Source organism: Phenylobacterium sp. (genome assembly GCF_036563385.1).
Lineage (GTDB): Bacteria > Pseudomonadota > Alphaproteobacteria > Caulobacterales > Caulobacteraceae > Phenylobacterium.
Genome location: NZ_DATCML010000004.1, coordinates 523,132 through 545,037, shown reverse-complemented (window position 1 = coordinate 545,037; position 21,906 = coordinate 523,132). Strand labels below are relative to the sequence as shown.

Annotated in this window: 21 protein-coding genes; 7 read left to right on the top strand and 14 right to left on the bottom strand. The window is 70.7% G+C overall.

Going from position 1 to position 21,906, the window contains the following annotated elements:
- Positions 1–3 precede the first annotated feature (3 nt).
- From VIL67_RS03525 to dapF, 4 genes are read right to left on the bottom strand one after another with little or no spacing between them, the layout of a single operon-like run.
- Positions 4–429: a GFA family protein gene (locus tag VIL67_RS03525; protein ID WP_332047458.1), complete on the bottom strand. Its 426-nt coding sequence runs from the start codon at positions 427–429 to the stop codon at positions 4–6.
- Positions 426–1,709, bottom strand: coding sequence for a tRNA (N(6)-L-threonylcarbamoyladenosine(37)-C(2))-methylthiotransferase MtaB (gene mtaB / locus VIL67_RS03520; protein ID WP_332047457.1), 1,284 nt, complete (start codon positions 1,707–1,709; stop codon positions 426–428). Before mtaB ends, VIL67_RS03525 begins: the two co-directional genes overlap by 4 nt.
- On the bottom strand, positions 1,706–2,125 hold the full coding sequence (locus VIL67_RS03515) for an MAPEG family protein (protein WP_332047456.1): 420 nt from the start codon (positions 2,123–2,125) through the stop codon (positions 1,706–1,708). Before VIL67_RS03515 ends, mtaB begins: the two co-directional genes overlap by 4 nt.
- Positions 2,122–2,961: a diaminopimelate epimerase gene (gene dapF, locus VIL67_RS03510; protein WP_332047455.1), complete on the bottom strand. Its 840-nt coding sequence runs from the start codon at positions 2,959–2,961 to the stop codon at positions 2,122–2,124. The genes VIL67_RS03515 and dapF overlap by 4 nt, the downstream gene beginning before the upstream one ends.
- 82 nt (positions 2,962–3,043) lie before the next feature.
- Between dapF and VIL67_RS03505 the strand changes: the two genes are divergently transcribed.
- A complete protein-coding gene (locus VIL67_RS03505; protein ID WP_332047454.1) occupies positions 3,044–5,104 on the top strand; it encodes a prolyl oligopeptidase family serine peptidase in 2,061 nt (686 codons plus the stop codon).
- Between the two features lie 34 nt (positions 5,105–5,138).
- On the opposite strand, the gene VIL67_RS03500 is transcribed toward VIL67_RS03505, so the two are convergent.
- From VIL67_RS03500 to VIL67_RS03480, 5 genes are all read right to left on the bottom strand, one after another.
- Positions 5,139–6,905 (bottom strand): ATP-binding protein, encoded by a 1,767-nt coding sequence (locus VIL67_RS03500; RefSeq protein WP_332047453.1) that lies wholly within the window; start codon positions 6,903–6,905, stop codon positions 5,139–5,141.
- 14 nt (positions 6,906–6,919) lie between these two features.
- Positions 6,920–8,734 carry an ATP-binding protein gene (locus tag VIL67_RS03495; protein ID WP_332047452.1) on the bottom strand — a complete coding sequence of 605 codons (1,815 nt, stop codon included), beginning with the start codon at positions 8,732–8,734 and terminating at the stop codon, positions 6,920–6,922.
- A 65-nt stretch (positions 8,735–8,799) separates the two neighbouring features.
- Positions 8,800–9,702, bottom strand: a complete 903-nt coding sequence (locus tag VIL67_RS03490) for a hydrogen peroxide-inducible genes activator (RefSeq protein WP_332047451.1) — start codon at positions 9,700–9,702, stop codon at positions 8,800–8,802.
- A 118-nt stretch (positions 9,703–9,820) separates the two neighbouring features.
- Positions 9,821–10,351 (bottom strand): SRPBCC family protein, encoded by a 531-nt coding sequence (locus VIL67_RS03485; RefSeq protein WP_332047450.1) that lies wholly within the window; start codon positions 10,349–10,351, stop codon positions 9,821–9,823.
- Between the two features lie 13 nt (positions 10,352–10,364).
- Complete coding sequence (locus VIL67_RS03480) at positions 10,365–11,216, bottom strand: glutamate racemase (RefSeq protein WP_332047449.1); 852 nt, start codon at positions 11,214–11,216, stop codon at positions 10,365–10,367.
- A gap of 157 nt (positions 11,217–11,373) precedes the next feature.
- Between VIL67_RS03480 and VIL67_RS03475 the strand changes: the two genes are divergently transcribed.
- The gene (locus VIL67_RS03475) at positions 11,374–13,494 is read left to right on the top strand and encodes a M3 family metallopeptidase (RefSeq protein ID WP_332047448.1); all 2,121 of its coding nucleotides are present in this window, start codon (positions 11,374–11,376) and stop codon (positions 13,492–13,494) included.
- Here VIL67_RS03475 and VIL67_RS03470 read toward each other — a convergent pair.
- Complete coding sequence (locus VIL67_RS03470) at positions 13,491–13,859, bottom strand: DUF4345 domain-containing protein (protein WP_332047447.1); 369 nt, start codon at positions 13,857–13,859, stop codon at positions 13,491–13,493. The two genes, VIL67_RS03475 and VIL67_RS03470, sit on opposite strands and share 4 nt — an antisense overlap.
- On the bottom strand, positions 13,856–14,392 hold the full coding sequence (locus VIL67_RS03465) for a methylated-DNA--[protein]-cysteine S-methyltransferase (protein ID WP_332047446.1): 537 nt from the start codon (positions 14,390–14,392) through the stop codon (positions 13,856–13,858). The genes VIL67_RS03470 and VIL67_RS03465 overlap by 4 nt, the downstream gene beginning before the upstream one ends.
- 249 nt (positions 14,393–14,641) lie before the next feature.
- On the opposite strand from VIL67_RS03465, the gene ffh reads away from it, so the two are divergent.
- Genes ffh through rimM form a run of 3 tightly spaced genes read left to right on the top strand, consistent with a single transcriptional unit; the run spans position 14,642 to position 17,277 of the window.
- The gene (gene ffh / locus VIL67_RS03460) at positions 14,642–16,168 is read left to right on the top strand and encodes a signal recognition particle protein (RefSeq protein ID WP_332047445.1); all 1,527 of its coding nucleotides are present in this window, start codon (positions 14,642–14,644) and stop codon (positions 16,166–16,168) included.
- 26 nt (positions 16,169–16,194) lie between these two features.
- A complete protein-coding gene (gene rpsP / locus VIL67_RS03455) occupies positions 16,195–16,710 on the top strand; it encodes a 30S ribosomal protein S16 (protein ID WP_332047444.1) in 516 nt (171 codons plus the stop codon).
- 60 nt (positions 16,711–16,770) lie between these two features.
- On the top strand, positions 16,771–17,277 hold the full coding sequence (gene rimM / locus VIL67_RS03450) for a ribosome maturation factor RimM (RefSeq protein ID WP_332047443.1): 507 nt from the start codon (positions 16,771–16,773) through the stop codon (positions 17,275–17,277).
- Between the two features lie 112 nt (positions 17,278–17,389).
- On the opposite strand, the gene VIL67_RS03445 is transcribed toward rimM, so the two are convergent.
- From VIL67_RS03445 to VIL67_RS03435, 3 genes are all read right to left on the bottom strand, one after another.
- Positions 17,390–18,265 carry an acyl-CoA thioesterase gene (locus VIL67_RS03445; RefSeq protein WP_332047442.1) on the bottom strand — a complete coding sequence of 292 codons (876 nt, stop codon included), beginning with the start codon at positions 18,263–18,265 and terminating at the stop codon, positions 17,390–17,392.
- A 62-nt stretch (positions 18,266–18,327) separates the two neighbouring features.
- A complete protein-coding gene (locus VIL67_RS03440) occupies positions 18,328–19,215 on the bottom strand; it encodes an acyl-CoA thioesterase (protein WP_332047441.1) in 888 nt (295 codons plus the stop codon).
- Positions 19,216–19,280: 65 nt separating this feature from the next.
- A complete protein-coding gene (locus VIL67_RS03435) occupies positions 19,281–20,441 on the bottom strand; it encodes an aspartyl protease family protein (RefSeq protein WP_332047440.1) in 1,161 nt (386 codons plus the stop codon).
- Between the two features lie 63 nt (positions 20,442–20,504).
- Between VIL67_RS03435 and trmD the strand changes: the two genes are divergently transcribed.
- Positions 20,505–21,215, top strand: a complete 711-nt coding sequence (trmD, locus tag VIL67_RS03430) for a tRNA (guanosine(37)-N1)-methyltransferase TrmD (RefSeq protein ID WP_332047439.1) — start codon at positions 20,505–20,507, stop codon at positions 21,213–21,215.
- Between the two features lie 27 nt (positions 21,216–21,242).
- Complete coding sequence (rplS, locus tag VIL67_RS03425) at positions 21,243–21,644, top strand: 50S ribosomal protein L19 (protein WP_332047438.1); 402 nt, start codon at positions 21,243–21,245, stop codon at positions 21,642–21,644.
- Positions 21,645–21,906 lie beyond the last annotated feature (262 nt).

The window sequence follows — 21,906 nt, the reverse complement described above, 5'->3', positions numbered from 1 at the left end:
GCGTCAGCCGGCCTGGTTCGACGCGACGTCCTTGAAGGCTTCCGCCGCGCTTAGGCCCGCCTTGCTCTTCCATGGCCTGAGTTCGCCCAGGCGATCGACGAAGGACAGCTTCTCGGGGAAGTCCAGCTGGGTGGTCGGCGGGGCGCGCTCCGGATCGTCCAGGGTGCCGATCATGACCCCGCTCTCGCCGTGCGACTCGAAGGTCAACGGCGTGCCGCACGCCTCGCAGAAGCCGCGGCGCACCGACTGCGAGCTGGCGAAGTACTTCGGCTGCCCGCGTGTCCAGGTCAGGCCGGGCGTGTCCACATAGGGCCCGAAGAAACCGCCGGTGGCCTTCTGGCACATCCGGCAGTGACAGATGCTGGAGGCGCCGAGGCTATCGGCCTCGTAGCGCACCGCGCCGCACTGACACCCGCCCGTCACGCTCATTCCGCCGCCTCCAGGATGGGAACCCGGGCCAGGGCCCGCTTGCCGTCATGGCCGGTGACGGACAGCGCCACCACCGCGCCGTCCGCCGCAGGGCCCTCGAAGGCGATCTCCGTGAAGTCCTCGGCGCGCGCGACGCCGGGTCGCTCCACCAAGCCCATCAGGGTGCGACCCACCTGGCGCTCCAGGTGGCGGGCGAGGCCCGCCTCGCCCGCGGCCCGCAGCCGTGCGGCGCGATCCTTGACCACCGGTCGGGCCAGCTGCGGCATGCGGGCGGCCGGCGTGCCCGGACGCGGGCTGAACGGGAAGACGTGCAGGAAGGCGAGGCCGGCCTCGTCCACCAGCCGCAGGGTGTTCTGGAACATCTCGTCGGTCTCGGTGGGAAAGCCGGCGATCAGGTCGGCCCCAAAGGCGACGTCCGGGCGCACCGCGCGCACCTCGCCCACCAGCTTCAGGGCGTCCGCCCGGCTGTGGCGGCGCTTCATGCGCTTAAGGATCATGTCGTCGCCCGCTTGGAGCGACAGGTGCAGGTAGGGCATCAGCCGCGGCTCCTCCGCCAGGCAGCGGAGCAGGTCGGGATCGATCTCGGCGGCGTCGATGGAGGAGAGCCGCAGCCGGGGCAACTCGGGCACCAGCTTCAGGATGCGGGCGACCAGCTGGCCCAGGGTGGGCTGGCCGGGCAGGTCGGCGCCCCAGCTGGTCACGTCCACCCCCGTCAGGACCACCTCCTGGTAGCCCTGGGCGGCGAGCCTTCGCACCTGCTCCACCACCTCGCCGGCGGCCGCCGAGCGCGAGTTGCCGCGGCCGTAGGGGATGACGCAGAAGGTGCACCGGTGGTCGCAGCCGTTCTGCACCTCCACATAGGCGCGGGCGCGGTCCTTCAGCCCGTCGATCAGGTGGCCCGCGGTCTCGCGCACGCTCATGATGTCGTTGACCCGCACGCGCAGGGGCTCGGCTCCCGCGGCCAGGGGCTGGGGGGCGTAGGCGCCCGCCTGGGCCTTCTCGGCGTTGCCGAGCACCAGGTCGACCTCGGGCATGGCGGCGAAAGCCGCCGGGTCGATCTGCGCCGCGCAGCCGGTGACGATCACCCTGGCGCCGGGGCGCTCCCGGCGCGCCTTGCGGATCGCCTGCCGGGCTTGGCGGACGGCTTCGCCCGTGACCGCACAGGTATTGAACACCACCGCATCTGAAAGGCCGTCCTCGGCCGTCCGCTTACGGATGACCTCGCTCTCGTAGGCGTTCAGCCGGCACCCGAAGGTGACGATGTCGACGTCCTTGGTCATCCGAGCACCACCAAGGTCACGTGCGACATGAGCCCAACGATCCCGAGGAAGTTGAGCGTGAAGACCATCCCCCTCAGGCGCACGTTGTCGGTCAGGGTCTGCACCAGGGTGTGGACCAGCCGGCCGGCGAAGAACAGCCAGGCGGCGCCCACATCGAAGGCGTTCACCTCCCCGCGCCAGAGCAGGAACAGAGCCGCGAAGTAGGCGAAGAGCGGCGCTTCGAACTGGTTGCCGAGGTTGCGGGCGATCCGCGCGGCGGCGGGCGGGTCGCCGTCCGCCCGGGCGAAATCATTGTAGGCCGCCTCGCCTCCGCGCACCGCCAGCGCCCGCGCCGCCGTGAGGCCGGCGTAGAGCGCCAGCACCAGGGCGAAGTGCAGCAGGAACGGCGTCACGAAGGCGGCCTGCAGCTCCGTCACGGGAGCTCTCCGGCGAAATCGACGGCGGCGGGGCCGGTCATGATCACGTGGCCGTCGTCGCGCCATTCGACGAACAGCTCGCCGCCGTCCAGCTGCAGGGTGGCGGCGCGGTCCACGAGGCCGCGGCGGGAGGCGGCCACCAGGGCCGCGCAGGCGCCCGTGCCGCACGCCTTCGTGAGGCCGGCGCCGCGCTCCCAGACGCGCAGGCGGATACGGTCACGCCCGACCACCTGGGCGAAGCCGACGTTCACCTGCTCGGGGAACAGGGGGTGCTTCTCCACCGCCGGGCCGGCCTCGGCGACCGGAGCCTGCTCGGCGTCGGGGACGAAGAACACCACGTGCGGATTGCCCATGGAGACGCAGCCCGCCGGGGCCATGAGGTCGGCGTGCTCGTAGAGGACGAGGTCCAGCTCGCGGGTGTCCTGCTCCGCCGCCAGCGGGATCTCGCGCCAGTCGAGCCCCGGCTCGCCCATGTCGACGCTGACCAGCCGCTCGCCCGCCCGCGTGGCGAACAGCCGTCCGGCCCTGGTCTCGATCACCGCGTCGTCCTTGCCCGACGACTGCATCAGCAGCCAGCCCACGCAGCGCGTGCCGTTGCCGCAGGCGGAGACCTCCTCGCCGTCGGCGTTCCAGAAGCGGACGCGGGCGTCCACGCCGGCGTCCTGGGCGGCGGCGTCCGGCGGTTCGATGGAGATCAGCTGGTCGCAGCCGACCCCCGTGGCCCGGTCCGCGATCGCGCGCACCTCCTCCGCGGTCGGCGCGAAGGGGGCGGAGCGGGCCTCGACCACGACGAAGTCGTTGCCGAGCCCGTTCATCTTCAGGAACGGACGGCTCATGGGCGGGGACATATAGGCGAGAACCGCCCCGGACGCACGCCGGGGGAGACAGCCGCATCCCGCCCTGTCTAGAAAAGCCGGCATGAAATCCCTCGCCGCCACGCTCGTTGCGCTCGCCGTCTCCGTTCCAGCGCTCGCCCAGGACGCCGATCCGTACATCTGGCTGGAGGAGGTGGACGCCCCTCGCGCCATGCAGTGGGTCGAGGCGGAGAACGCCCGCACGGCTGACCGGCTGGAGCGGGACCCGCGTTACAAGACGTTCCTCGATGAGGCCCGGGCGATCTTCACGGCCACCGACCGCATCCCGGTCCCGCACTTCCGCGCCGGCGGCGTGGACAACCTCTGGCAGGACGCAGCCCACCCGAACGGTGTCTGGCGCCATGCGACCCTGGCCAGCTACCGGTCCGCGACTCCGGCCTGGGAAACGATCCTGGACGTGGACGCCCTGGCTAAGGCCGAGGGCAAGCGCTGGTTCTACAAGGGCGCGGCCTGCCTGAAGCCTGCGGAGACCACCTGCCTGGTGCGGCTGTCGAATGGCGGCGGCGACGCCGTGGAGGTCCGCGAGTTCGACACCCGGACAAAGCGGTTCCTCGACGGCGGCTTCCGCTTCCCGGAGGGCAAGCAGTACGTGGAGTGGCTGGATCCGCAGAGCCTTATCGTCGGGCGCGAATGGACGCCGGGCGAGCTGACCCAGTCCGGCTATCCCATGGTGCTGAAGATCGTGTCCCGGTCGGGCCAGGCGAAGGAGGTCTTCCGCGGCCAGAAGAGCGACGTCTGGGCCCAGCCGATCGTGCTGCGCGGCGAGGGCGGCCGCACCGAGGGCGTCGTCGTCCAGCGCGGGCTGACCTTCTACGAAAGCGAATACAGCCTGCTGACCGACAAGGGGCTGGTCCGCATTCCGCTGCCCCGCAAGGCCCAGCAGCAGGACTATGTGGACGGCCAGGTGGTGTTCACCCTGCAGGAAGCCTGGGGCGGCTTCCAGCCCGGCGCGCTGATCGCCTACGACCTGGCCGCCCTGAAGGCCGGGACGGCCAAGCCGCAGCTGATCTTCCAGCCCGGCCCGCGCCAGGCGATCCAGCAGGTGGCCGCCACCGACGGCCGGCTGGCCGTGGTGCTGCTGGACGACGTGAAGGGGGCTGTGGACGTCTGGGACCACGTCGGCGGTCGCTGGACCGCCAAGCGCATGCCGCTGCCGAGGGACGCCAACATCACCCTGGTGGACGCCTCGCCGAAGGACGACCAGCTGTTCGTCAATGTGGAGGGCTTCCTCATCCCCAACGCGCTGTGGCTCGCCGACGGCGCCAGCGGGGCGGCCGCCCGGGTGAAGGCGCTGCCGCCGCGCTTCAAGCCGGACACCCATCTGGTGGAGCAGTTCTGGGCCACCTCCTCGGACGGAGCCAAGATCCCCTATTTCGTGGTCCGCCCGAAGGCGGCGAAGCTCGACGGGTCCATTCCCACCCTGATGTACGGCTACGGCGGGTTCGAAGTGGCCAAGCCGCCGATCTACATGCCCGAGGCGGGCAAGCTCTGGATGGAACGCGGCGGCGCCTACGTCATCGCCAACATCCGCGGCGGCGGCGAGTTCGGCCCGGCCTGGCACCAGGCGGTGCTGCGCGAGAAGCGCCAGCTGGCCTTCGACGACTTCGCCGCCGTGGCTCGCGACCTCACGGCTCGCAAGATCACCTCGCCGCGGCGGCTGGGCATCTATGGCCGCTCCAACGGCGGCGTGCTGACCAGCGTCTCCATGACCCAGCATCCGGAGCTGTGGAACGCCGTCGTCATCGAGAGCCCACTGATCGACATGCTGCGCTACCACAAGCTGTCGGCGGGTGCGTCCTGGGTCGGCGAGTACGGCGACCCCGACGTGCCGGAGGACCGCGCCTTCATCGCCAGGTACTCCGGCTACCAGAACCTCAAGGCCGGCGTCCGCTATCCGGAGGCCTACATCACCACCAACACCCGCGACGACCGGGTGCACCCGGGCCATGCGCGGAAGTACGCCGCGCGCCTGAAGGAGCTTGGGGCTCCCTACCTCTACTATGAGCAGACCTTCGGCGGCCACGCCAACGACGCCGACCCGGAGCTGAACGCCCGCCGCTGGGCCCGGCACTATGTGTACCTGGCGCAGAAGCTGATGGACTGAGGGCGCTTCTCCCCTGTGGGAAGGAGCTCGGAACCTACGCCGCCGCCTCGGCGCCGGACGCCTCGGCTCTGGCCAGCACATCCTGGATGGTGGCGATCAGCTGCGGAAGCTGGATGGGCTTGGGCGAGAGCGCGTCCATGCCGGCGGCGGTGTATTCGGACACCTGGTGGGCCATGGCGTTGGCGGTGAGCGCCACGATGGGCGTTCGCGGCAGAGCCTGCTCCGCCTCCAGGCGCCGGATTTCGAGGGTGGCCGCGACGCCGTCCATCTCCGGCATCTGCACGTCCATCAGGATCAGGTCGAAGCCGCCGGCGCGCCAGGCCTCCACCGCCTCGCGTCCGTTCTCCACGAAGTCTGCGGACAGGCCGACCTGCTCCAGCAGGGTCTTGAGGACCAGCCGGTTGGTGGCGTTGTCCTCGGCGGCCAGGATGCGCAGCCCCACGTCGGAGGGCGCGGCGGGCGGGGCGGCTGGCTCGGGGGGCGCGGCCGGCGCGGGAGCGGCGGCCTCGTCGGCCTGCGGCAGCCGCAGGCGCGCGGTGAAGGTGGAGCCGTGGCCCACGGCGGAGTGGACGGTGATGTCGCCGCCCATCATCCGGGCGAGCCCGCGGGCGATGGAGAGGCCCAGCCCCGAGCCGCCATAGCGGCGCGCATTGGAGGCGTCAGCCTGGGTGAACCGCTCGAAAAGGGTGGAGAGCACCTCCGGGGCGATGCCCGGCCCGGTGTCGGCCACCTCGACCACCAGCTCGTCGTCGGAGGCGGTGATCCGGGCCGTGACGCGGCCCTGGTCGGTGAACTTCACCGCATTGCTCATCAGATTGTAGAGGATCTGGCGGACCCGCATGGGGTCGCCGCGCCGCGTCGCGCCGGCGTCGCTGGACACCCACACCTTGACGCCCACGCCCTTGGCGTCGGCGATCGGGGCGAAGGTCGCCTGCGCCTGCTTCGCGAGCTGGGCGATGTCGACGCGGCCGTCCTCCAGCTCCAGCTTGGCGGCTTCGATCTTCGACAGGTCGAGGAGGTCGTTCAGGAGGGTCAGCAGCACCTCGCCGGACTGGCGGATCACGCTCAGGCGCTCACGCTGGTCCGGGTCGAGCCGGCCCGCCTCCATCGCCTGGGCCATGCCGAGCACCCCGTTCAGCGGGGTGCGGATCTCGTGCGACATCACCGCCAGGAATTCGCTCTTCGCGCGGTTGGCCTGTTCGGCCCGCAGGCGCTCGCGCTTGGAGCTGTGCAGGGCCGTGCGCAGGCCGCGCTCGCTCGACTCCCATTTGCGTACGGCGATCGCCAGGTGCGCGACGAACAGCACCACGCCCAGGGTCAGGAAAAGCATGCCCCCCAGCGAGGCGCCCGGCTCCAGCCACCAGGTCAGCAGCGGCAGCGCCAGCACCACCAGCGTCACCGGCATCATCCCGATCAGCACGAACATCAGGGAGGCGTTGCCGAGCACCGCCACGTTCAAAACGCCGCCCAGCAGGATCACCAGGGCCGCCAGCCGGCCCGTCTCGCCGCCCGCGAACCAGCAGAACAGGGCGATGGCGGCGAACACCACCCCGTTGATCGCCTGGGTGGCGAGGTAGGCGACCTCCTGGGGCCGGGTCACGGGACGGTCCGCCTGGCGGCGGATCGGGGCCGAGACCAGGTGGTGCAGCAGCTGGCAGCCGACGTTCACCGCCAACCAGAGCGCCGGCCAGGGCGTGTGGGTGACGTAGGCCGCGCCCGCGGCGATGGCGATGGAGAAGGCGATGCGGCTGGGCAGCTCGCGCGCGCGGGCCACCGCCAGCTGGTGATAGATGTTCTTCAAGGGCGGGGTCGGGCTCAGGCCGCCGCCTCGCCGGCGCCGTTAGCAAGGCCGGCGTCCTCGGCCGGCGCGGCGAGCACGCCCTGCAGGGTGGCGATCAGCTGGGGCAGCTGGATGGGCTTGGGCGACAGGGCGTCCATGCCGGCGGCGGTGTACTCGGCGACCTGGTGCGCCATGGCGTTGGCGGTCAGGGCGATCACCGGGGTGCGCGCCATCCCGAGCTCGGCCTCAAGGCGGCGGATCTCGCGCGTGGCGGTGACCCCGTCCATTTCCGGCATCTGGATGTCCATCAGGATCACGTCCCACCGGCCGGCGCGCCAGGCGTCGACCGCCTCGCGGCCGTTCTCCACGAAGTGGGCGGCGAGACCCACCTGCTCCAGCAGGGTCTTCAGCACCAGCCGGTTGGTCGCGTTGTCCTCGGCGGCGAGGATGCGCAGGCCATCCTGCGCCCCGTCCTGCGCCGGTTCAGGCGCCGGGGCGGGAGCCGCCGCACGCGCCGTGGCGGACGGGGCCGGCGGGGCGGCGCGAGTCTCGCCGCTGGAAGGCAGCCGCAGGCGGGCTGTGAAGGTGGAGCCGTGACCGACCACCGAGTGCACAGTGATGTCGCCGCCCATCAGGCGGGCCAGTCCGCGGGCGATCGACAGCCCAAGGCCGGAACCTCCGTAGCGGCGTGCGTTGGAGGCGTCGGCCTGGGTGAAGCGCTCGAAGAGGGTGGACAGCACTTCCGGCGGAATGCCCGGTCCGGTGTCGGCCACCTCGATGACGACCTCGTCCCCAACCGAAGTCACGCGCGCGGTGACGCGGCCGGAGTCGGTGAACTTCACCGCATTGCCGATCAGGTTGAACAGGATCTGGCGAACCCGCATGGGATCGCCCGTGCGCAGGTCCTTGGCGGCGTCGGCCACCCAGACCTTCATGGTCACGCCCTTGGCCTCGGCAAGCGGGGCGAAGGCGGCCTGCGCGTGGCGGGCGAGATCGACGAAATCCACGTCCCTGGCCTCGAGCTCCAGCTTGGCGGCCTCGATCTTGGAGATGTCCAGCAGGTCGTTCAGCAGGGTCAGCAGCACCTCGCCGGATTGGCGGACCACCTCCAGCCGCTCCGCCTGACGCTTCGGCAGCTCGTCGGCCGCCATCGCCTGCGCCATGCCGAGCACCCCGTTCAGGGGCGTGCGGATCTCGTGGGACATCACCGTCAGGAATTCGCTCTTGGCGGCGTTCGCCTGCTCGGCGCGCAGCCGCTCGAGCTTGGCCACCTTCAACGCGCCGCCAAGTTCGGCCGCGGCCCTGTCATTGCGTCGCGCGGCGACCGCCAGGTGGATCAGGTAGAGCAGGCCGCCGACCACCACGAAACCCATGCCCAGCGGATTGGCCGAGGCTTCGAAAACGATCGACAGCAGCGGCAGGGCGATCAGGTAGAGCGCGTGCGGCAGGCACCCAGCGAGCAGCAGGCGAGGCGAGGACTGGGCCTGAAGCGCCACATTGAGCAGCCCGCCGGTTGGGATGAAGAAGGCGAACAGGTGCCCTTCAAGCCCGCCCTGCAGCCAGCAGAGCACCGAGATGGACGAATAGACGGCGGTGTTCAGGGCGAAGGAGGCCACATAGAGCCCCTCGCGTAACCGGGTCGGCACGTGGTTCGGGTCGCGCCGGATCGGGGCGGCCAGCCAGTGGTCGAGCATCTGCACCGCCAGCACCGCGGCGAACCAGACGGCAGGCCAGACCGTGCGTGTCACCGCCCACGCGGCGAGGGCGATGATCAGGCCGCAGAGCACGCGGCTCCACAGCTCCTTCGCTCGCGTCACGGCGAGATTGTGATGGCTGGCCCGTGTCGGCATCTGCCCCCCAGATTGGGTAGAATGCCGGCCGCTCGGTTAAGACAACACTGATACAGCTACGCTTTCTAGAGTTGGGCCTGGCGGAAGACCTCGGCGAGCAGGCGCCCCTCCACCGCGCGGTTGGAGCCCGCCCGCCAGGCGATGACGATCTCGCGGCTCGGGTGCTCGGCGTCGATGGGGCGGACCGCGACGGGCGCCGCCTCCGCCAGGCCGGCGCTGACCGCCATCTTCGGAAGGAAGGTGACGCCCAGGCCCGAACCCACCATCTGCACCAGGGTCGGAAGTGAGGTGGCGGCGAACGCCTCTTCGTCAGGCGAGGCCTTGGGCGGCTTCAGCCCGCAGGCCGACAGCGCGTGCTCGCGCAGGCAGTGGCCGTCCTCCAGCAGGATGAGCCCCTCCTTCTCCAGCGCCTCCGGCGTGGCCGACGCCTGGGCGGCCAGCGGGTGCCCGGCCGGCATGGCGGCCAGCAGCTCGTCGTCCGACACATGCGCCCACTGCAGCCCGCCCATGTCGTAGGGCAGGGCGATCAGGGCGGCGTCGAGCTGGCCGGCCTTCAGCGATGCGATCAGACGATGGGTGAGGTCTTCGCGCAGGAACAGCCTGAGCTTGGGAAAGCGCTCCCGAAGCGCCGGCAGCGCCTTGGGCAGCAGGAACGGCGCGATGGTCGGGATCACCCCGAGCCGAAAGCGGCCGGTGAGCGGCTGGCCGGCGTTCTTGGCCGCCTCCACCAGCTCCTCGGCCTCGTTGAGGATCACCGTGGCCCGCCGCAGCGCCTCCTCGCCGACGGCGGTGAGGATCACGCCGGAGCGGGCGCGATCGACCACCGGGGCGCCGAGCGTCCGCTCCAGCTCCTGGATCCCGGCGGACAGGGTCGGCTGGGTGACGTGAGCCGCCTCCGCCGCTCGGCCGAAGCTGCCGTGTTCGGCGAGGAGCTTCAGGTAGTGCAGCTGGCGGAGCGTCGGGAGCATCTGGCGAACATAGGCCCGCTCTATGATGTTCTCAAAGGCAATCGACTGCGCTTGGGCGACTGCGGAACTGTGGCCCGCGAACGCGCAGCTGCCGCCGCACCGCGGCGCGCGCCTCGCGCTACTCCGGCTTGCCGGTGTCCAGGTAGCGGGCGTAACGCGTCAGCGCCTCGCGCATCACCGCGTCGACCGGTCCCGCAAAGGCTTTTGCCATGCCCGGACGGGCCCCGCCGACGGCGTAGGTCTGGACGATCTCGACCCGATCCCCGTTGGCCTTGATCTCGAAGGTGAGGGCGGCGGCGACCCCCTCCTGCTGCAGCGGGCCCAAGGCGCCGTCGAGGCGCACTGTGCCCTGGGACGGCCACGCCATGACCACCCGGGCGTGCTCCACGCCCCCGCCGTCCGGCAGGGTCTCGCAGAAGCAGCCGCCGGGCTTCAGCTCGAGGCGCAGGTTGGCGGCCTGGCCGGAGTAGCTGTGGGCGCCGTTCCACCAGCGGCCGATCTCGCCGAGGGCCGCATAGGCGCGGGCGGGCGTCGCCTTCGCCTGCGCAACGTTGCGCAGCTGGAAGCTCGTCTCGTCCTGTCGCACCACCTCGGCGTGCGCGGCCCCCGCGCAGGCGAGCACGGCGGCCGCCGCCAGCATGATCCTCATCAAGGAACCCTCCCTAAGCCCGCTCGAAGCTTAGAGGGCCTCCCCAGAAGGTCTCAACCAGGCTGTGCTGGGCGCCCGGCTGACCGGTCGTCAGGAAGCGACGAACGGCGCCCGAGCCCGCATCGAACTCGGGATGCCGCTCGAAGTAGCGGGCGAGCGCATCGGCGGTGGCGTCGGGCTGGTGGATCAGCGGGGTGCCGGGCGGCAAGGCGTCTCGGAACAGGTCGGCGACGATCTCGTAGTGGGTGCAGCCGAGGATCGCCCTGTCCGGCGGGCGACCGACGCGGCTCTTCAGCGCCTGGACGTGACCCTCGACGACCTTCCGCAGCTCGTCCCGTGGCGCGCCCGCCTCGATCATCCGGGCCAGCTCCGGGCACGGCTCGGAGAAGACGGCGACGTCCTGCCGACGCTTGTCGACCTCGATCTCATAGACCCGGCTGGCGGTGGTGGCGGGGGTCGAGAAGACGCCCAGTATGTCCAGCTTCTCGACCTTCTCGCCGCGCCGCTCGGCCTCATGCTCCCAGGGCAGGCCGGTGGCCGCCTCGATGGTCGGCACGACGATGCCCAGCACGTTCACGGGCCGGCCGAGCTCCCGCCGATGGCCTGGCAGCCAGGTCTGCTGGAGGCGGCGCAGCGCGACGCTCGCCGCCGTGTTGCAGGCCAGGACGACCAGATTGCAGCCCTCGGCGAACAGTCGCTCGCAGCCAGCCCGGGTCAGCGCGACAATCTCCTCGCCGGCCTTGCCGCCGTAGGGGGCGTTCGCCTGGTCAGCCAGATAGACGAAGTTCGCGGCAGGGAACCGCTCTACCAGCCTGTGGTGGACGGTCAGGCCGCCCACGCCGGAGTCGAACACGCCAATCGCCATGTGCTGGTGTTAGCGACCGGCGCCTGCGTCGGCTAGGGGCGCGCCTGTGGCTTTTCGGTGCAGCGGCGGCGGAGCGTAACATTACCGCCGTGTCATGTGACGTTCAGGGCTGGCCTGCCTAAGGTCGCCGCCTCGGGTCAGTCTTGTTGGAGTTCCCATGCGCCGGCGCACCTTCCTTGCCGCCTCCTCGGCCGCCGCGGCTACGTCACTGGTCGCGGGCGCCGCCTTGGGCCAGGCGAAGAGCCCGCTGCTGGCCGAGTGGAGCGGGCCCTACGGAGGCGTGCCGGCCTTTGACAAGGTGAGGGTGGCCGACTTCAAGCCGGCGCTGGAAGCGGCGATGGCGGAGGAACTCGCCGAGGTCGAGGCGATCGCCGCCAATCCACAGCCCGCCACCTTCGAGAACACCATCGCCGCGCTGGAGCGCGCCGGACGGGCGATGAACCGCGTGCAGACCTACTACGGGATCTGGGGCGCGACGCTGTCGACGCCGGAGGTCCGGGGCATCCAGACGGAGATGGAGCCGAAGCTGTCGGCCCACTCGGATCGCATCCTGCAGAACGCCCGCCTGTTCCAACGGATCGACGCCGTCTACCAGCGCCGCGAGCACCTGAACCTGACGTCCGAGCAGAAGCGGCTGACCGAGCTGCGCTGGAACGCCTTCGTGCGCGCGGGCGCCAAGCTGACCCCTGAGCAGAAGCAGCGGGTTGCAGCGATCAACCAGGAGCTGGCGGGCCTCTTCACCACCTTCAGCCAGAACCTGCTGCACGACGAGGACGCCTATGTTCTCTACCTGAAGGAGCCCGACCTCGAGGGCCTGCCGGTCGACGTGCGCGCGGCCGCCGCCTCCGTCGCGAAGGAGCGGGGCCGGGCGGGCGAGTACGCGATCGCCAACACCCGCTCCTCGGTCGACCCGTTCCTCACCTACTCGGCGCGGCGGGACCTGCGCGAGAGGGTCTGGAAGACCTATTACAGCCGCGGCGACAACGGCGACTCCCACGACAACAACGCCGCCATTCGCCGGATCCTCAAGCTCCGGGCCGAGCGCGCCAGGCTGCTGGGCTTCCCCACCCACGCCCACTGGCGGCTGCGCAACAACTCCATGGCCGAGACCCCTGAGGCCGCCACGGCCCTGATGGAACGGGTCTGGCCCGCGGCCATCGCTCGCGTCCGCGAAGAGGTGGCCGAGATGCAGGCCATCGCCGAAAAGGAGGGCGCGAAGATCAGGATCGCGCCCTGGGACTACCGCTACTACGCCGAGAAGGTGCGCAAGGCCCGCTACGACCTCGATATGAACGAGGCCAAGCCGTACCTGCAGCTGGAGAAGCTGCGCGAGGGGATGTTCTGGGCCGCCGGCGAGCTCTACGGCTTCAGCTTCCACCCGGTGACCAACGTCCCCGTCCAGCATCCCGACGTGCGGGTCTGGGAGGTGAAGCGCGGGCCCCAGCATGTGGGCCTCTGGTACTTCGACCCCTACGCCCGGCCCGGCAAGCGCTCGGGAGCCTGGATGAACGCCTATCGGACGCAGGAGACCTTCGACGGCAAGGTCACCACCATCGTCTCGAACAACTCGAACTTCGTGAAGGGCGCGCCCGGCCAGCCGGTGCTGATCTCCTGGGACGACGCGGAGACCATGTTCCACGAGTTCGGCCACGCCCTGCATGGCCTGAACTCCCAGGTGACCTATCCCACCGTCTCCGGCACCCGGGTGTTCCGCGACTATGTGGAGTTCCCCTCAACCGTGAACGAGTCCTGGCTGTCGACGCCGCAGGTGCTGAACCGCTTCGCCCTGCATCACCAGACGGGCAAGCCGATCCCGGCCGACCTGGTCGCCAAGATCGATCGCGCCGCTACCTTCCGCCAAGGGTTTGACGTCACCGAGTTCCTCGCCTCGGCGCTGATCGACATGAAGCTGCACCTGGCCGGCGACGCCGACATCGATCCGGACGCCTTCGAGCGCGACGAGCTGAAGAAGCTGGGCATGCCGGAGGAGCTCGTGATGCGCCACCGCACCCCGCAGTTCGGCCACGTCTTCTCCTCCGACGGCTACTCGGCGGGCTACTACTCCTATCTGTGGGCCGAGGTGATCGCGCTCGACACTGTGGAGGCCTTCCGGGAAGCGCCCGGCGGCCTCTACGACAAGGCCGTCGCCAAGCGCCTGCACGACACCATCATGTCCAAGGGCAATTCTGTGCACCCCCGCGAGCAGTACCGCGCTTTCCGCGGGCGCGAACCGGATGTGAAGGCCTACCTGCGCGCCAAGGGCTTCCCGACGACCTAGGCCGCCAGGCGCCGCTCCACGCCCTCGCGCCAGAGCGCCAGGAGCGGCGTCACCGCCAGTTCCATGACCAGCGGCAGGCCGTCCCCGGGCGACGGCCCGTGCTGGATGACCGCCAGAAGCCGCGCCAGCCCGCCCAGCACCACGATCGCGGCCAGGACGCGGAACACCGCCCCGCGCCGCTCGATCGTCGGGAGGGTCCACCAGAACGCCAGGCCGACGCCCAGCAGCAGCCCCGACAGGTAGCGGAAATGCTCGCTGTCGCTCAGCAGTCCGAGTGCGCCGGCGCCGCCCGCCCAGACCGGCACGACGCCGCCCGCGGCCACCGCGGCCTGCAGCAGCCGGCGCTCCAGCCGTGCTGCGATCATGCGAAGAGGTCGCCCTGGGCCGCGGCCTTCGCGCCCTCGATCGCCAGCAGCTTCAGCTTGGTCTGCGCCCCTCCGCGCGCCGAGAAGCCGCCCAGCTTGCCGCCCGAGCCGGTGACGCGATGGCACGGCACGACGATCGGCCAGGGGTTCTTGCCGAGCGCCTGGCCCACCTGCTGGGCCAGCAGCTTGTCGCCGAGCCTCACCGCCACCTCGCCGTAGGTGAGCGTCTCGCCTGGCGGGATGGCCTGGGCGATCTCGTAGACGCGCGCGTGGAACTCGGGCGTGCGGGTGAGGTCCAGCGGCGCCTTGGACAGGTCCGCCTTCTCGCCCCGCATCAGCGCCTGGATGCCGGAGATGGTCGGTTCGAGCGCCGCTGGCGGCTCCGCCTCTAGGGCTTCAGGGAAACGTCGCAGAAATCCCCGCCGCGCCGTCTCTGCGTTCGCCTCCGGCAGGTGGCAGGCGACGAGCCCGGCCTCGCTCCAGGCGATCCCCGCCGAGCCGATGGCTGTCTCGAAGAGGGCGTAGTGTGTCATGCCGCCTACATAGGGGCGTTCGCCGAAAAGCGCTGGCGGCTTTCGGACCCGCAGGCTCCACCGGCGTTGGGCAGCGCGATCCTTGACCTGATCCATCCACAGGCGCATAAGCGCGCGCTTCCGGCCTGATCTCGATCAGCGCCCTCCACCGCCACGACCCCCATCACCATATGGGACGAGGGCGGCGAGGCCCCCCGTCGACGCAATCGTCCACGGGGGTCGATCGCGTTTGGGTCATAGGAGTTGGTCTTGTTCGACGCACTGACAGATCGTCTGTCCAACGTCTTCGACCGCCTCGGCGGCAAGGGCGTGCTGTCCGAGAAGGACGTGGACGAGGCGCTGCGCGAGGTCCGCATCGCGCTGCTCGAGGCCGACGTGGCCCTGCCGGTCGTGCGCGAGTTCATCGGCAAGGCCAAGGAACGCGCCACCGGCGAGGCGGTGATCCGCTCGGTGCGCCCGGCCGACCAGGTGGTGAAGATCACCTACGACGGCCTTGTGGAGATGCTCGGCGGGGAGGGCGAGCCCGAGGGGCTGAACCTCTCCCTGAACCCGCCCACCGTCATCCTGATGGCCGGCCTGCAGGGCTCGGGCAAGACCACCACGGCCGGCAAGCTGGCGCTGCGGCTCGCCAAGGACCGCAAGAAGGTGCTGCTGGCCTCGCTGGACACGCGCCGGCCGGCCGCCATGGAGCAGCTGGCCCTGCTGGCCAAGCAGGCGGGCGTCGACAGCCTGCCGATCGTCGCGGGCCAGGCCGCGCCCGACATTGCGCGCCGCGCCATGAGCGCGGCCAAGCTGCAGGGCTACGACGTCCTGATCCTCGACACCGCCGGGCGCACGACGCTCGACGAGGCGATGATGAGCGAGGCGGCCGAGATCGCCCGCATCGCCACCCCGTCCGAGACCCTGCTGGTCGCCGACAGCCTGACCGGCCAGGACGCGGTGCGCACCGCGAAGGCCTTCCATGAGCGCCTGCCGCTCACCGGCCTGGTGCTGACCCGGGCCGACGGAGACGGCCGCGGCGGCGCGGCGCTCTCCATGCGCGCCGTCACCGGCCTGCCGATCAAGTTCCTCGGCGTCTCCGAAAAGATCGAGGGCCTCGACGCCTTCGACGCCCGCCGCGTGGCCGGCCGCATCCTCGGCCAGGGCGACGTGGTGGCCCTGGTGGAGAAGGCCGCCCAGGACATCGACGCGGCCAAGGCGGAGGCCATGGCCCGGCGCCTGGCCAAGGGCCAGTTCGACCTCGACATGATGGCCGACCAGCTGACCCAGATGAAGCGCATGGGCGGCATGGAAGGCCTGATGGGCCTGCTGCCCGGCGTCCAGAAGATCAAGAAGCAGATCGCCGAGACCGGGATCACCGACAAGGTGTTCGACCGCCAGATGGCGATCATCTCGTCCATGACCAAGCAGGAGCGGAAGAAGCCCGACATCCTGCAGGCCTCGCGCAAGCGCCGCATCGCCGCCGGGGCCGGCGTCGACGTGGCCGAGGTCAACCGTCTGCTGAAGCAGCATCGGCAGATGGCCGACGCCTTCAAGATGATGAGCAAGGGCGGCGGCAAGGGCTTCGCCCAGATGGCCCAGATGCTCGGCGGCGGCGGGGCCGGCGGCATGGACCGCCTGAAGGCCCTGGGCGGCGGCAAGATGCCGACCCAACAAGAGATCGAGGAGGCCGCATCCAAACTGCCCGGCCTCGGGGGCGGCCCTGGGGGCGGCCTGAAACTACCCGGCCTGGGCGGCGGCGGACTGCCCCCCGGCTTCAACCCCTTCAAGAAATAGACCTGGAAGACCAAGGACTTACTGAAATGCTGAAGATCCGTCTCGCCCGTGGCGGCGCCAAGAAGCGCCCCTACTACTCGATCGTCATCGCCGACAGCCACTCGCCGCGCGACGGCCGCTTCATCGAGAAGGTGGGCAGCTACAACCCGCTGCTGAAGAAGGACGACCCGAACCGCGTCGTGCTCAAGGTCGAGCGCATCCAGGAGTGGATGAGCAAGGGCGCCCAGCCCACCGAGCGCGTGCAGCGCGAGCTGGCCAAGCAGGGCATCGGGACCTGGACCAACAGCAACAACCCGAAGAAGGGCGAGCCGGGCACGAAGGCCAAGGAACGCGCCGAGGAGAAGGCCCAGCGCGAAGCTGACCGCGCCGCCGCCGCCGCCGAAGCCGCCGCCGCCCCGCCGCCGGCCCCGGAAGAAGCCCCGGCCGCCGAGGAGGCTCCGGCCGCCGAAGCCGCCGCTCCGGCTGAAGAGGCCGCTCCGGCCGCCGAAGAGCCCGCCGCCGAGGCCGCTCCGGCCGCCGAAGGCGAAGAGCAGGCCTCCTAAGACCCTCCGGTTCCGCCCGCTCCGGGACAGCCCGGGGCGGGCGGGCCAAGCCTAGCGCCGATGGACAAACCCAACCTGATCCTCGTCGGCCGCGTGGCCGGGGCGTTCGGCGTGAAGGGTGATGTGCGCATCACCAGCTACACGGCCGATCCCATGGCCCTGCTCGAATACCGCACCCTCCAGCGCGAGGACGGCTCGGCGGCCCTCACCCTGACGTCCGGCCGGCCGGACAAGGCCGGCGTCGTCGCCCGCGCCGTCGAGATCGAGACGCGCGAACAGGCCGAGGCCCTGCGCGGCCTCAAGCTCTTCATCCCCAGAGACGCCCTCCCCGAGCCGGAGGAGGACGAGTTCTACGTCACCGACCTGATCGGGCTCTCCGTGGAGACGCCGGAGGGCGAGCCGCTCGGCCGCATCCGCACCGTCCAGGACTTCGGCGCCGGCGACCTGCTCGAGGTCCAGCCGCCCGAAGGCGCCAGCTGGTGGCTGCCCTTCACCAGGGAAGCGGTCCCCGAGGTGCGCCTCGCGGACGGCAAGGTGGTGGCGATCAAGCCGGAAGAGACGGAGTAGGCCGAAAGACCCCGCTCATCCCGGCGAAAGCCGGGACCCAAGCGGGCTCCGAGCTTCACGACCCAGCTCAGCCTAGACCCCGGCTTTCGCCGGGGAGAGCGGATGTGCGTGTTTAACCCTGCCCCTTCGGCCGCCGCATGCGCATCAGGCCCTCCTGCGCGCAGCTGGCCACCAGCGCCCCGTCCGAGGCGCGGTAGATGTAGCCCAGGTTGAAGCCGCGGCCGCCGGAGGCCGAGGGGCTTTCCTGGACGTAGAGGTGCCACTCGTTGAAGTCGGTCGGCCGGTGGAACCACATGGCGTGGTCCAGGCTGGCCGACTGGAAGCCGGGCGTCCGCCAGCTCACCCCGTGCGGCCGCACCGAGGTGCCCAGCAGGCTCATGTCCGAGGCGTAGGCCAGGATCACCTGCTGCATCGGCTCGCCGCCCACGATCTTGTCCTTGGCCCGGAACCAGACCTGCTGGCTGGGCTCGCGCGGCTCCGGCTTGGCCACGTCGAAGCGGCCGTTCACGGTCCGCATCTCGATCGGCTGGTGGCGGTCGATCCAGTCCATGTCGGCGGCCGGAATCTCGCCGGCCAGGCGCCGGCGCATGGCCTGGTCGTCCTCCACCTCCTCGGGAGCCGGCGCGTCCGGCATGTCGGCCTGGTGCTCGAAGCCTTCCTCGACGTTCTGGAACGAGGCGGCGAGGTTGAAGATCTGCTGGCCGTGCTGGACGGCGATCACCCGCCGCGTGGTGAAGCTGCCGCCGTCGCGCGAGCGGTCCACCTCGAAGACGATTGGGATCGTGGGGTCGCCCGGCCGGATGAAGTAGCAGTGCAGGGAGTGGCAGATGCGGTCCTCGACGGTCGCATAGGCCGCCAGCAGCGACTGGGCGATCACCTGGCCGCCATAGATCCGCTGGCGCTGTTCCTTGTCCGGCGTCGTGCCGCGGAACAGGTTCACCTCCAGCCGCTCGAGCTCGAGGGTCTGGGCGAGGGTGTCGACGTCCATGGAGCGCCCGCCTTTGCTGCAACTGCGAAGGCGGGTGGATTAGAGCCTGGCGGCGCCCGCGTCTACTTCGGGGCGCGCATCCGCATCAGGCCTTCCTGCGCCACGCTGGCCACCAGGGTGCCGTCCTCGGCGTAGATCGCGCCCCGGATCAGGCCCCGCCCGTCGTTCGCCGACGGGCTGTCATGGGCGTAGAGGTGCCAGTCGTTGAAGTTGGTCGGGGTGTGGAACCACATGGCGTGGTCCAGGCTCGCCGACTGGAAGCCCGGCGTCTGCCAGTGCACCCCGTGCGGCCGCATGGCTGTGGACAGCAGGTTCATGTCGGAGGCGTAGGCCAGGATCACCTGGTGCATGCGCGGATCCTCGCCGATGGGCGTGCGGCAACGGAACCAGTTCTGCGACACCGGCTCCTTCGGCCCGTCCATCCAGTAGGTGCGGGCGTCCTTGGAGCGCATCTCAATGGGCATGGGGCGGGAGAGCCAGCGCTTGGCCTGCTCCGGCGCGTTCTTCATCAGCTCGCGCATCACCTCCATCTGGTCCTTCAACTCGCTCCAGTGGGGGCCGGCGGGCATGGCCGCCTGGTGGCGGAAGCCCTCCTCCGGATCCTTGAACGAGGCCGCCAGGTTGAAGATCTGCTTGCCGTGCTGGACGGCCACCACGCGCCGCGTGGTGAAGCTGCCCCCGTCGCGCGAACGGTCCACCTCGAACACGATCGGCACCGTCGGGTCGCCAGGCCGGATGAAATAGCAGTGCAGCGAGTGGCAGACCCGGCTCTCCACCGTCTCGTAGGCGGCGAGCAGCGACTGGGCGATCACCTGGCCGCCGAAGATCCGGCCGGGCTGGGTGTCGGGGGATGTCCCGCGGAACAGGTTCTCCTCGATCCGCTCCAGCTGCAGCGTCTCGACCAGGGTCTCGTCCTGGGCGTGGGTTTCCGGCGCTTCGGTCTCGCTCATGGCCGCAGGCTGGTACGCGGCGCAGGCGCGCGCGACAAGCGTCGAACGCCGGCGCCCGGTGCGGCTCAGTAGTAGTCGGCCAGCCGCAGGAGCCGCCGGCCGCCGCCGGCCAGGGTCAGGGCCACCACCTTGCCCGCCGGCCCGTTCGTCCAGCGGAACAGCGGGCTGAGCGCGTAGTCGGGGGTGATCGGCTGGCCGTCCACGGCGGTGATCAGGTCGCCGACCCGCCAACGGCTGGCGGCCGCCGGACTGCCGCGCGCCACGTGTGTCACCCGCAGGCGGTCGCCCTCCGCCACCACCGACAGCCCGGCCCGGTTCTTGCGGAACGGCGCCTGCGCCGCTCCGGCGTAGGGCTGCAGCCACAGCCGTTCGCCGGCGAAGTCGATGGTCACGTGGAAGCGGCTGAGCAGGGCGAGGCCCACGTTGGCCGGGGCCCGGGCGACGACGCCTGCGGTGGCCGAGGTGGGCACGCCGTCGAACCGCACGCCGCCCACCTCGACGGCTTCCAGGCTGGTGACCGCGCTTTCCCGGGGCCCGTCCACCCCCACCGCCAGCTGGGTGGAGACCCGGCGGCCGCGCAGCAGGCCCCGCGCGTCGGCCCAGTCGCGGTCGACCAGCAGGGCGCCCGAGTTGCCGAGGTCGAGGATGGCCGGAACCGCCTCGCCGGCCAGCCGGATCGGGAAGCTGCGCAGGTTGCCGGCGCGCGTCAGCGGCAGGGCCTCGCCGGGGGGCGGCTGGAAGTCCGCGCGCGCCAGGAAGGCGATCTCGCGGCCGGCGAAGTCGATGTCGAGCACGGTGGCGTCGAACACGTCGCGCCCTAGGATCACCTGCGCCGGCCGGGGCGCCACCTCGGTCAGCACGGAGAGGTCCATGACCGCCACCGTCCGCTCGCGCAGCAGCAGCCCGCCGAGCTGCAGGTCCGCCTTGGCGAGCCGCACCCCTTCCACCTTGCCGGCCACCCCCTGGGCGCGGATCTCGCGTCCCAGCGGCAGCCCCAGGCCGGCGGCCAGCCGGGCGTCGATCACCGTCGAGCTTGCGCCGGAGTCCAGCCAGGCCTCGACGGTGCGGCCGTTGATCACCATCGGAAACAGGATCTGCCGCTCCTGCAGGAACTCGAACGGCGTGGCGTGGGCGACGGTGGCCTGGGCGGGTTGCGGCTGAGCGGCCGCCGCCAGGGGCGCGGCGAGCAGCAGGACGGCGAGCAGGGCGGCCAAGGGGCGCAGCATCACCGCCGCCATAAACCGCCCACGCCCGCTTGACGAGGCGCCCCAGCCGCGCAGAAGGGGCGCATGCCCTTCGACGCCACCGTTCTCACCATGTTTCCCGAGGCCTTCCCCGGCCCGCTCGGCGTCTCGCTGATCGGAACCGCCTGGCGCGAGCACGGCCTGTGGAGTCTGGAAACGGTGGACATCCGGGCCTTTTCCACAGATAAGCGCGGCTTCCTCGACGACACCCCTGCGGGTGGCGGTCCGGGGCAGGTGATGCGGGCGGACGTGATCGCCTCCGCGCTGGACAGCGTGGAGCGGCGCGGACGGCCGCTTTTGTACATGAGCGCCAGGGGTCGTCCCCTCACCCAGGCGCGCGTGAAGGAATGGGCGCAAGCGCCCGGCCTGATCGTCCTTTGCGGTCGTTTCGAGGGGGTGGACCAGCGGGTGCTCGACGCCCGGGGGTTCGAGGAGGTCTCGGTCGGAGACGCGGTCCTCGCCGGCGGCGAGGCGGCGGCGATGGTGGCGATCGAGGCGTGCGTACGGCTTGTCCCGGGTGTGTTGGGCCAGGCCGAGAGCTTGAGTGAAGAAAGCTTCGAGGACGGTCTCCTGGAGCATCCGCAGTACACCCGACCGCGGACGTTCGAAGGGCTCGACATCCCCGAGGTGCTGCTGAGCGGCGCCCACGCGAACATTCGCAAGTGGCGGCAGGCGCAGCGGGAAGAGACCACGCGGGAGCGGCGTCCGGACCTCTGGGCGAAGTTCTCCGCCAATCAACAGGCAAAGGGCGGGTAAAGCCCAGTATCCAAAGGACCAAGACCGATGAACGTGATCGAACAGCTCCGCAAGGAAGAGGCCGACCGCCTCCTGGCCGACAAGAAGATCCCGCAGTTCCAGCCGGGCGACACCGTGCGCGTCAACGTGCGCATCAAGGAAGGCGAGCGCGAGCGCGTCCAGGCCTACGAGGGCGTCTGCATCGCCCGTGGCGGCCAGGGGATCGACGAGTCGTTCACCGTCCGTAAGATTTCCTTCGGCGAAGGTGTGGAGCGGGTGTTCCCGGTCCTGTCGCCGATGATCGAGAGCATCGAAGTGAAGCGCCGCGGCGTCGTCCGCCGCGCCAAGCTGTACTACCTGCGCGACCGTCGCGGTAAGTCGGCCCGCATCGCCGAGCGCGCCATGACCCGCGCCGCCGCCGACGAGCCCTCCGAGACCCCGGAAGCCTAAGGTCCCGGAGCGACGAATTCCCAGCGGCGGCCGCAGCGATGCGGCCGCCGTTTTTTGTTCGGCTTGCGACGCGTCCAATGCGTCAACGACAACTGGCGCACAAAGCTGTTTGGGCAGACGCCGCGACCGGACCTTCCGAAGGTCGGCTATGGGTGGGAAGCGGAGGTTGGAGCGGCCCCGGAGAGCGGACATCCAGCAGGCGCGCCCCGAGCGGACCTTCCGGACGTCGGCTATGGGTGGATAGCGGACATCACTGTGGTAA

What these genes read in the sequence shown, in the direction of transcription:
- VIL67_RS03525 (WP_332047458.1), bottom strand. Translation starts at nt 429, where the DNA reads ATGAGCGTGACGGGCGGGTGTCAGTGCGGCGCGGTGCGCTACGAGGCC.
- mtaB (WP_332047457.1), bottom strand. Translation starts at nt 1,709, where the DNA reads ATGACCAAGGACGTCGACATCGTCACCTTCGGGTGCCGGCTGAACGCC.
- dapF (WP_332047455.1), bottom strand. Translation starts at nt 2,961, where the DNA reads ATGAGCCGTCCGTTCCTGAAGATGAACGGGCTCGGCAACGACTTCGTC.
- VIL67_RS03505 (WP_332047454.1), top strand. Translation starts at nt 3,044, where the DNA reads ATGAAATCCCTCGCCGCCACGCTCGTTGCGCTCGCCGTCTCCGTTCCA.
- VIL67_RS03495 (WP_332047452.1), bottom strand. Translation starts at nt 8,734, where the DNA reads ATGCCGACACGGGCCAGCCATCACAATCTCGCCGTGACGCGAGCGAAG.
- VIL67_RS03490 (WP_332047451.1), bottom strand. Translation starts at nt 9,702, where the DNA reads ATGCTCCCGACGCTCCGCCAGCTGCACTACCTGAAGCTCCTCGCCGAA.
- VIL67_RS03485 (WP_332047450.1), bottom strand. Translation starts at nt 10,351, where the DNA reads ATGAGGATCATGCTGGCGGCGGCCGCCGTGCTCGCCTGCGCGGGGGCC.
- VIL67_RS03480 (WP_332047449.1), bottom strand. Translation starts at nt 11,216, where the DNA reads ATGGCGATTGGCGTGTTCGACTCCGGCGTGGGCGGCCTGACCGTCCAC.
- VIL67_RS03475 (WP_332047448.1), top strand. Translation starts at nt 11,374, where the DNA reads ATGCGCCGGCGCACCTTCCTTGCCGCCTCCTCGGCCGCCGCGGCTACG.
- VIL67_RS03470 (WP_332047447.1), bottom strand. Translation starts at nt 13,859, where the DNA reads ATGATCGCAGCACGGCTGGAGCGCCGGCTGCTGCAGGCCGCGGTGGCC.
- VIL67_RS03465 (WP_332047446.1), bottom strand. Translation starts at nt 14,392, where the DNA reads ATGACACACTACGCCCTCTTCGAGACAGCCATCGGCTCGGCGGGGATC.
- rpsP (WP_332047444.1), top strand. Translation starts at nt 16,195, where the DNA reads ATGCTGAAGATCCGTCTCGCCCGTGGCGGCGCCAAGAAGCGCCCCTAC.
- rimM (WP_332047443.1), top strand. Translation starts at nt 16,771, where the DNA reads ATGGACAAACCCAACCTGATCCTCGTCGGCCGCGTGGCCGGGGCGTTC.
- VIL67_RS03445 (WP_332047442.1), bottom strand. Translation starts at nt 18,265, where the DNA reads ATGGACGTCGACACCCTCGCCCAGACCCTCGAGCTCGAGCGGCTGGAG.
- VIL67_RS03440 (WP_332047441.1), bottom strand. Translation starts at nt 19,215, where the DNA reads ATGAGCGAGACCGAAGCGCCGGAAACCCACGCCCAGGACGAGACCCTG.
- VIL67_RS03435 (WP_332047440.1), bottom strand. Translation starts at nt 20,441, where the DNA reads ATGCTGCGCCCCTTGGCCGCCCTGCTCGCCGTCCTGCTGCTCGCCGCG.
- trmD (WP_332047439.1), top strand. Translation starts at nt 20,505, where the DNA reads ATGCCCTTCGACGCCACCGTTCTCACCATGTTTCCCGAGGCCTTCCCC.
- rplS (WP_332047438.1), top strand. Translation starts at nt 21,243, where the DNA reads ATGAACGTGATCGAACAGCTCCGCAAGGAAGAGGCCGACCGCCTCCTG.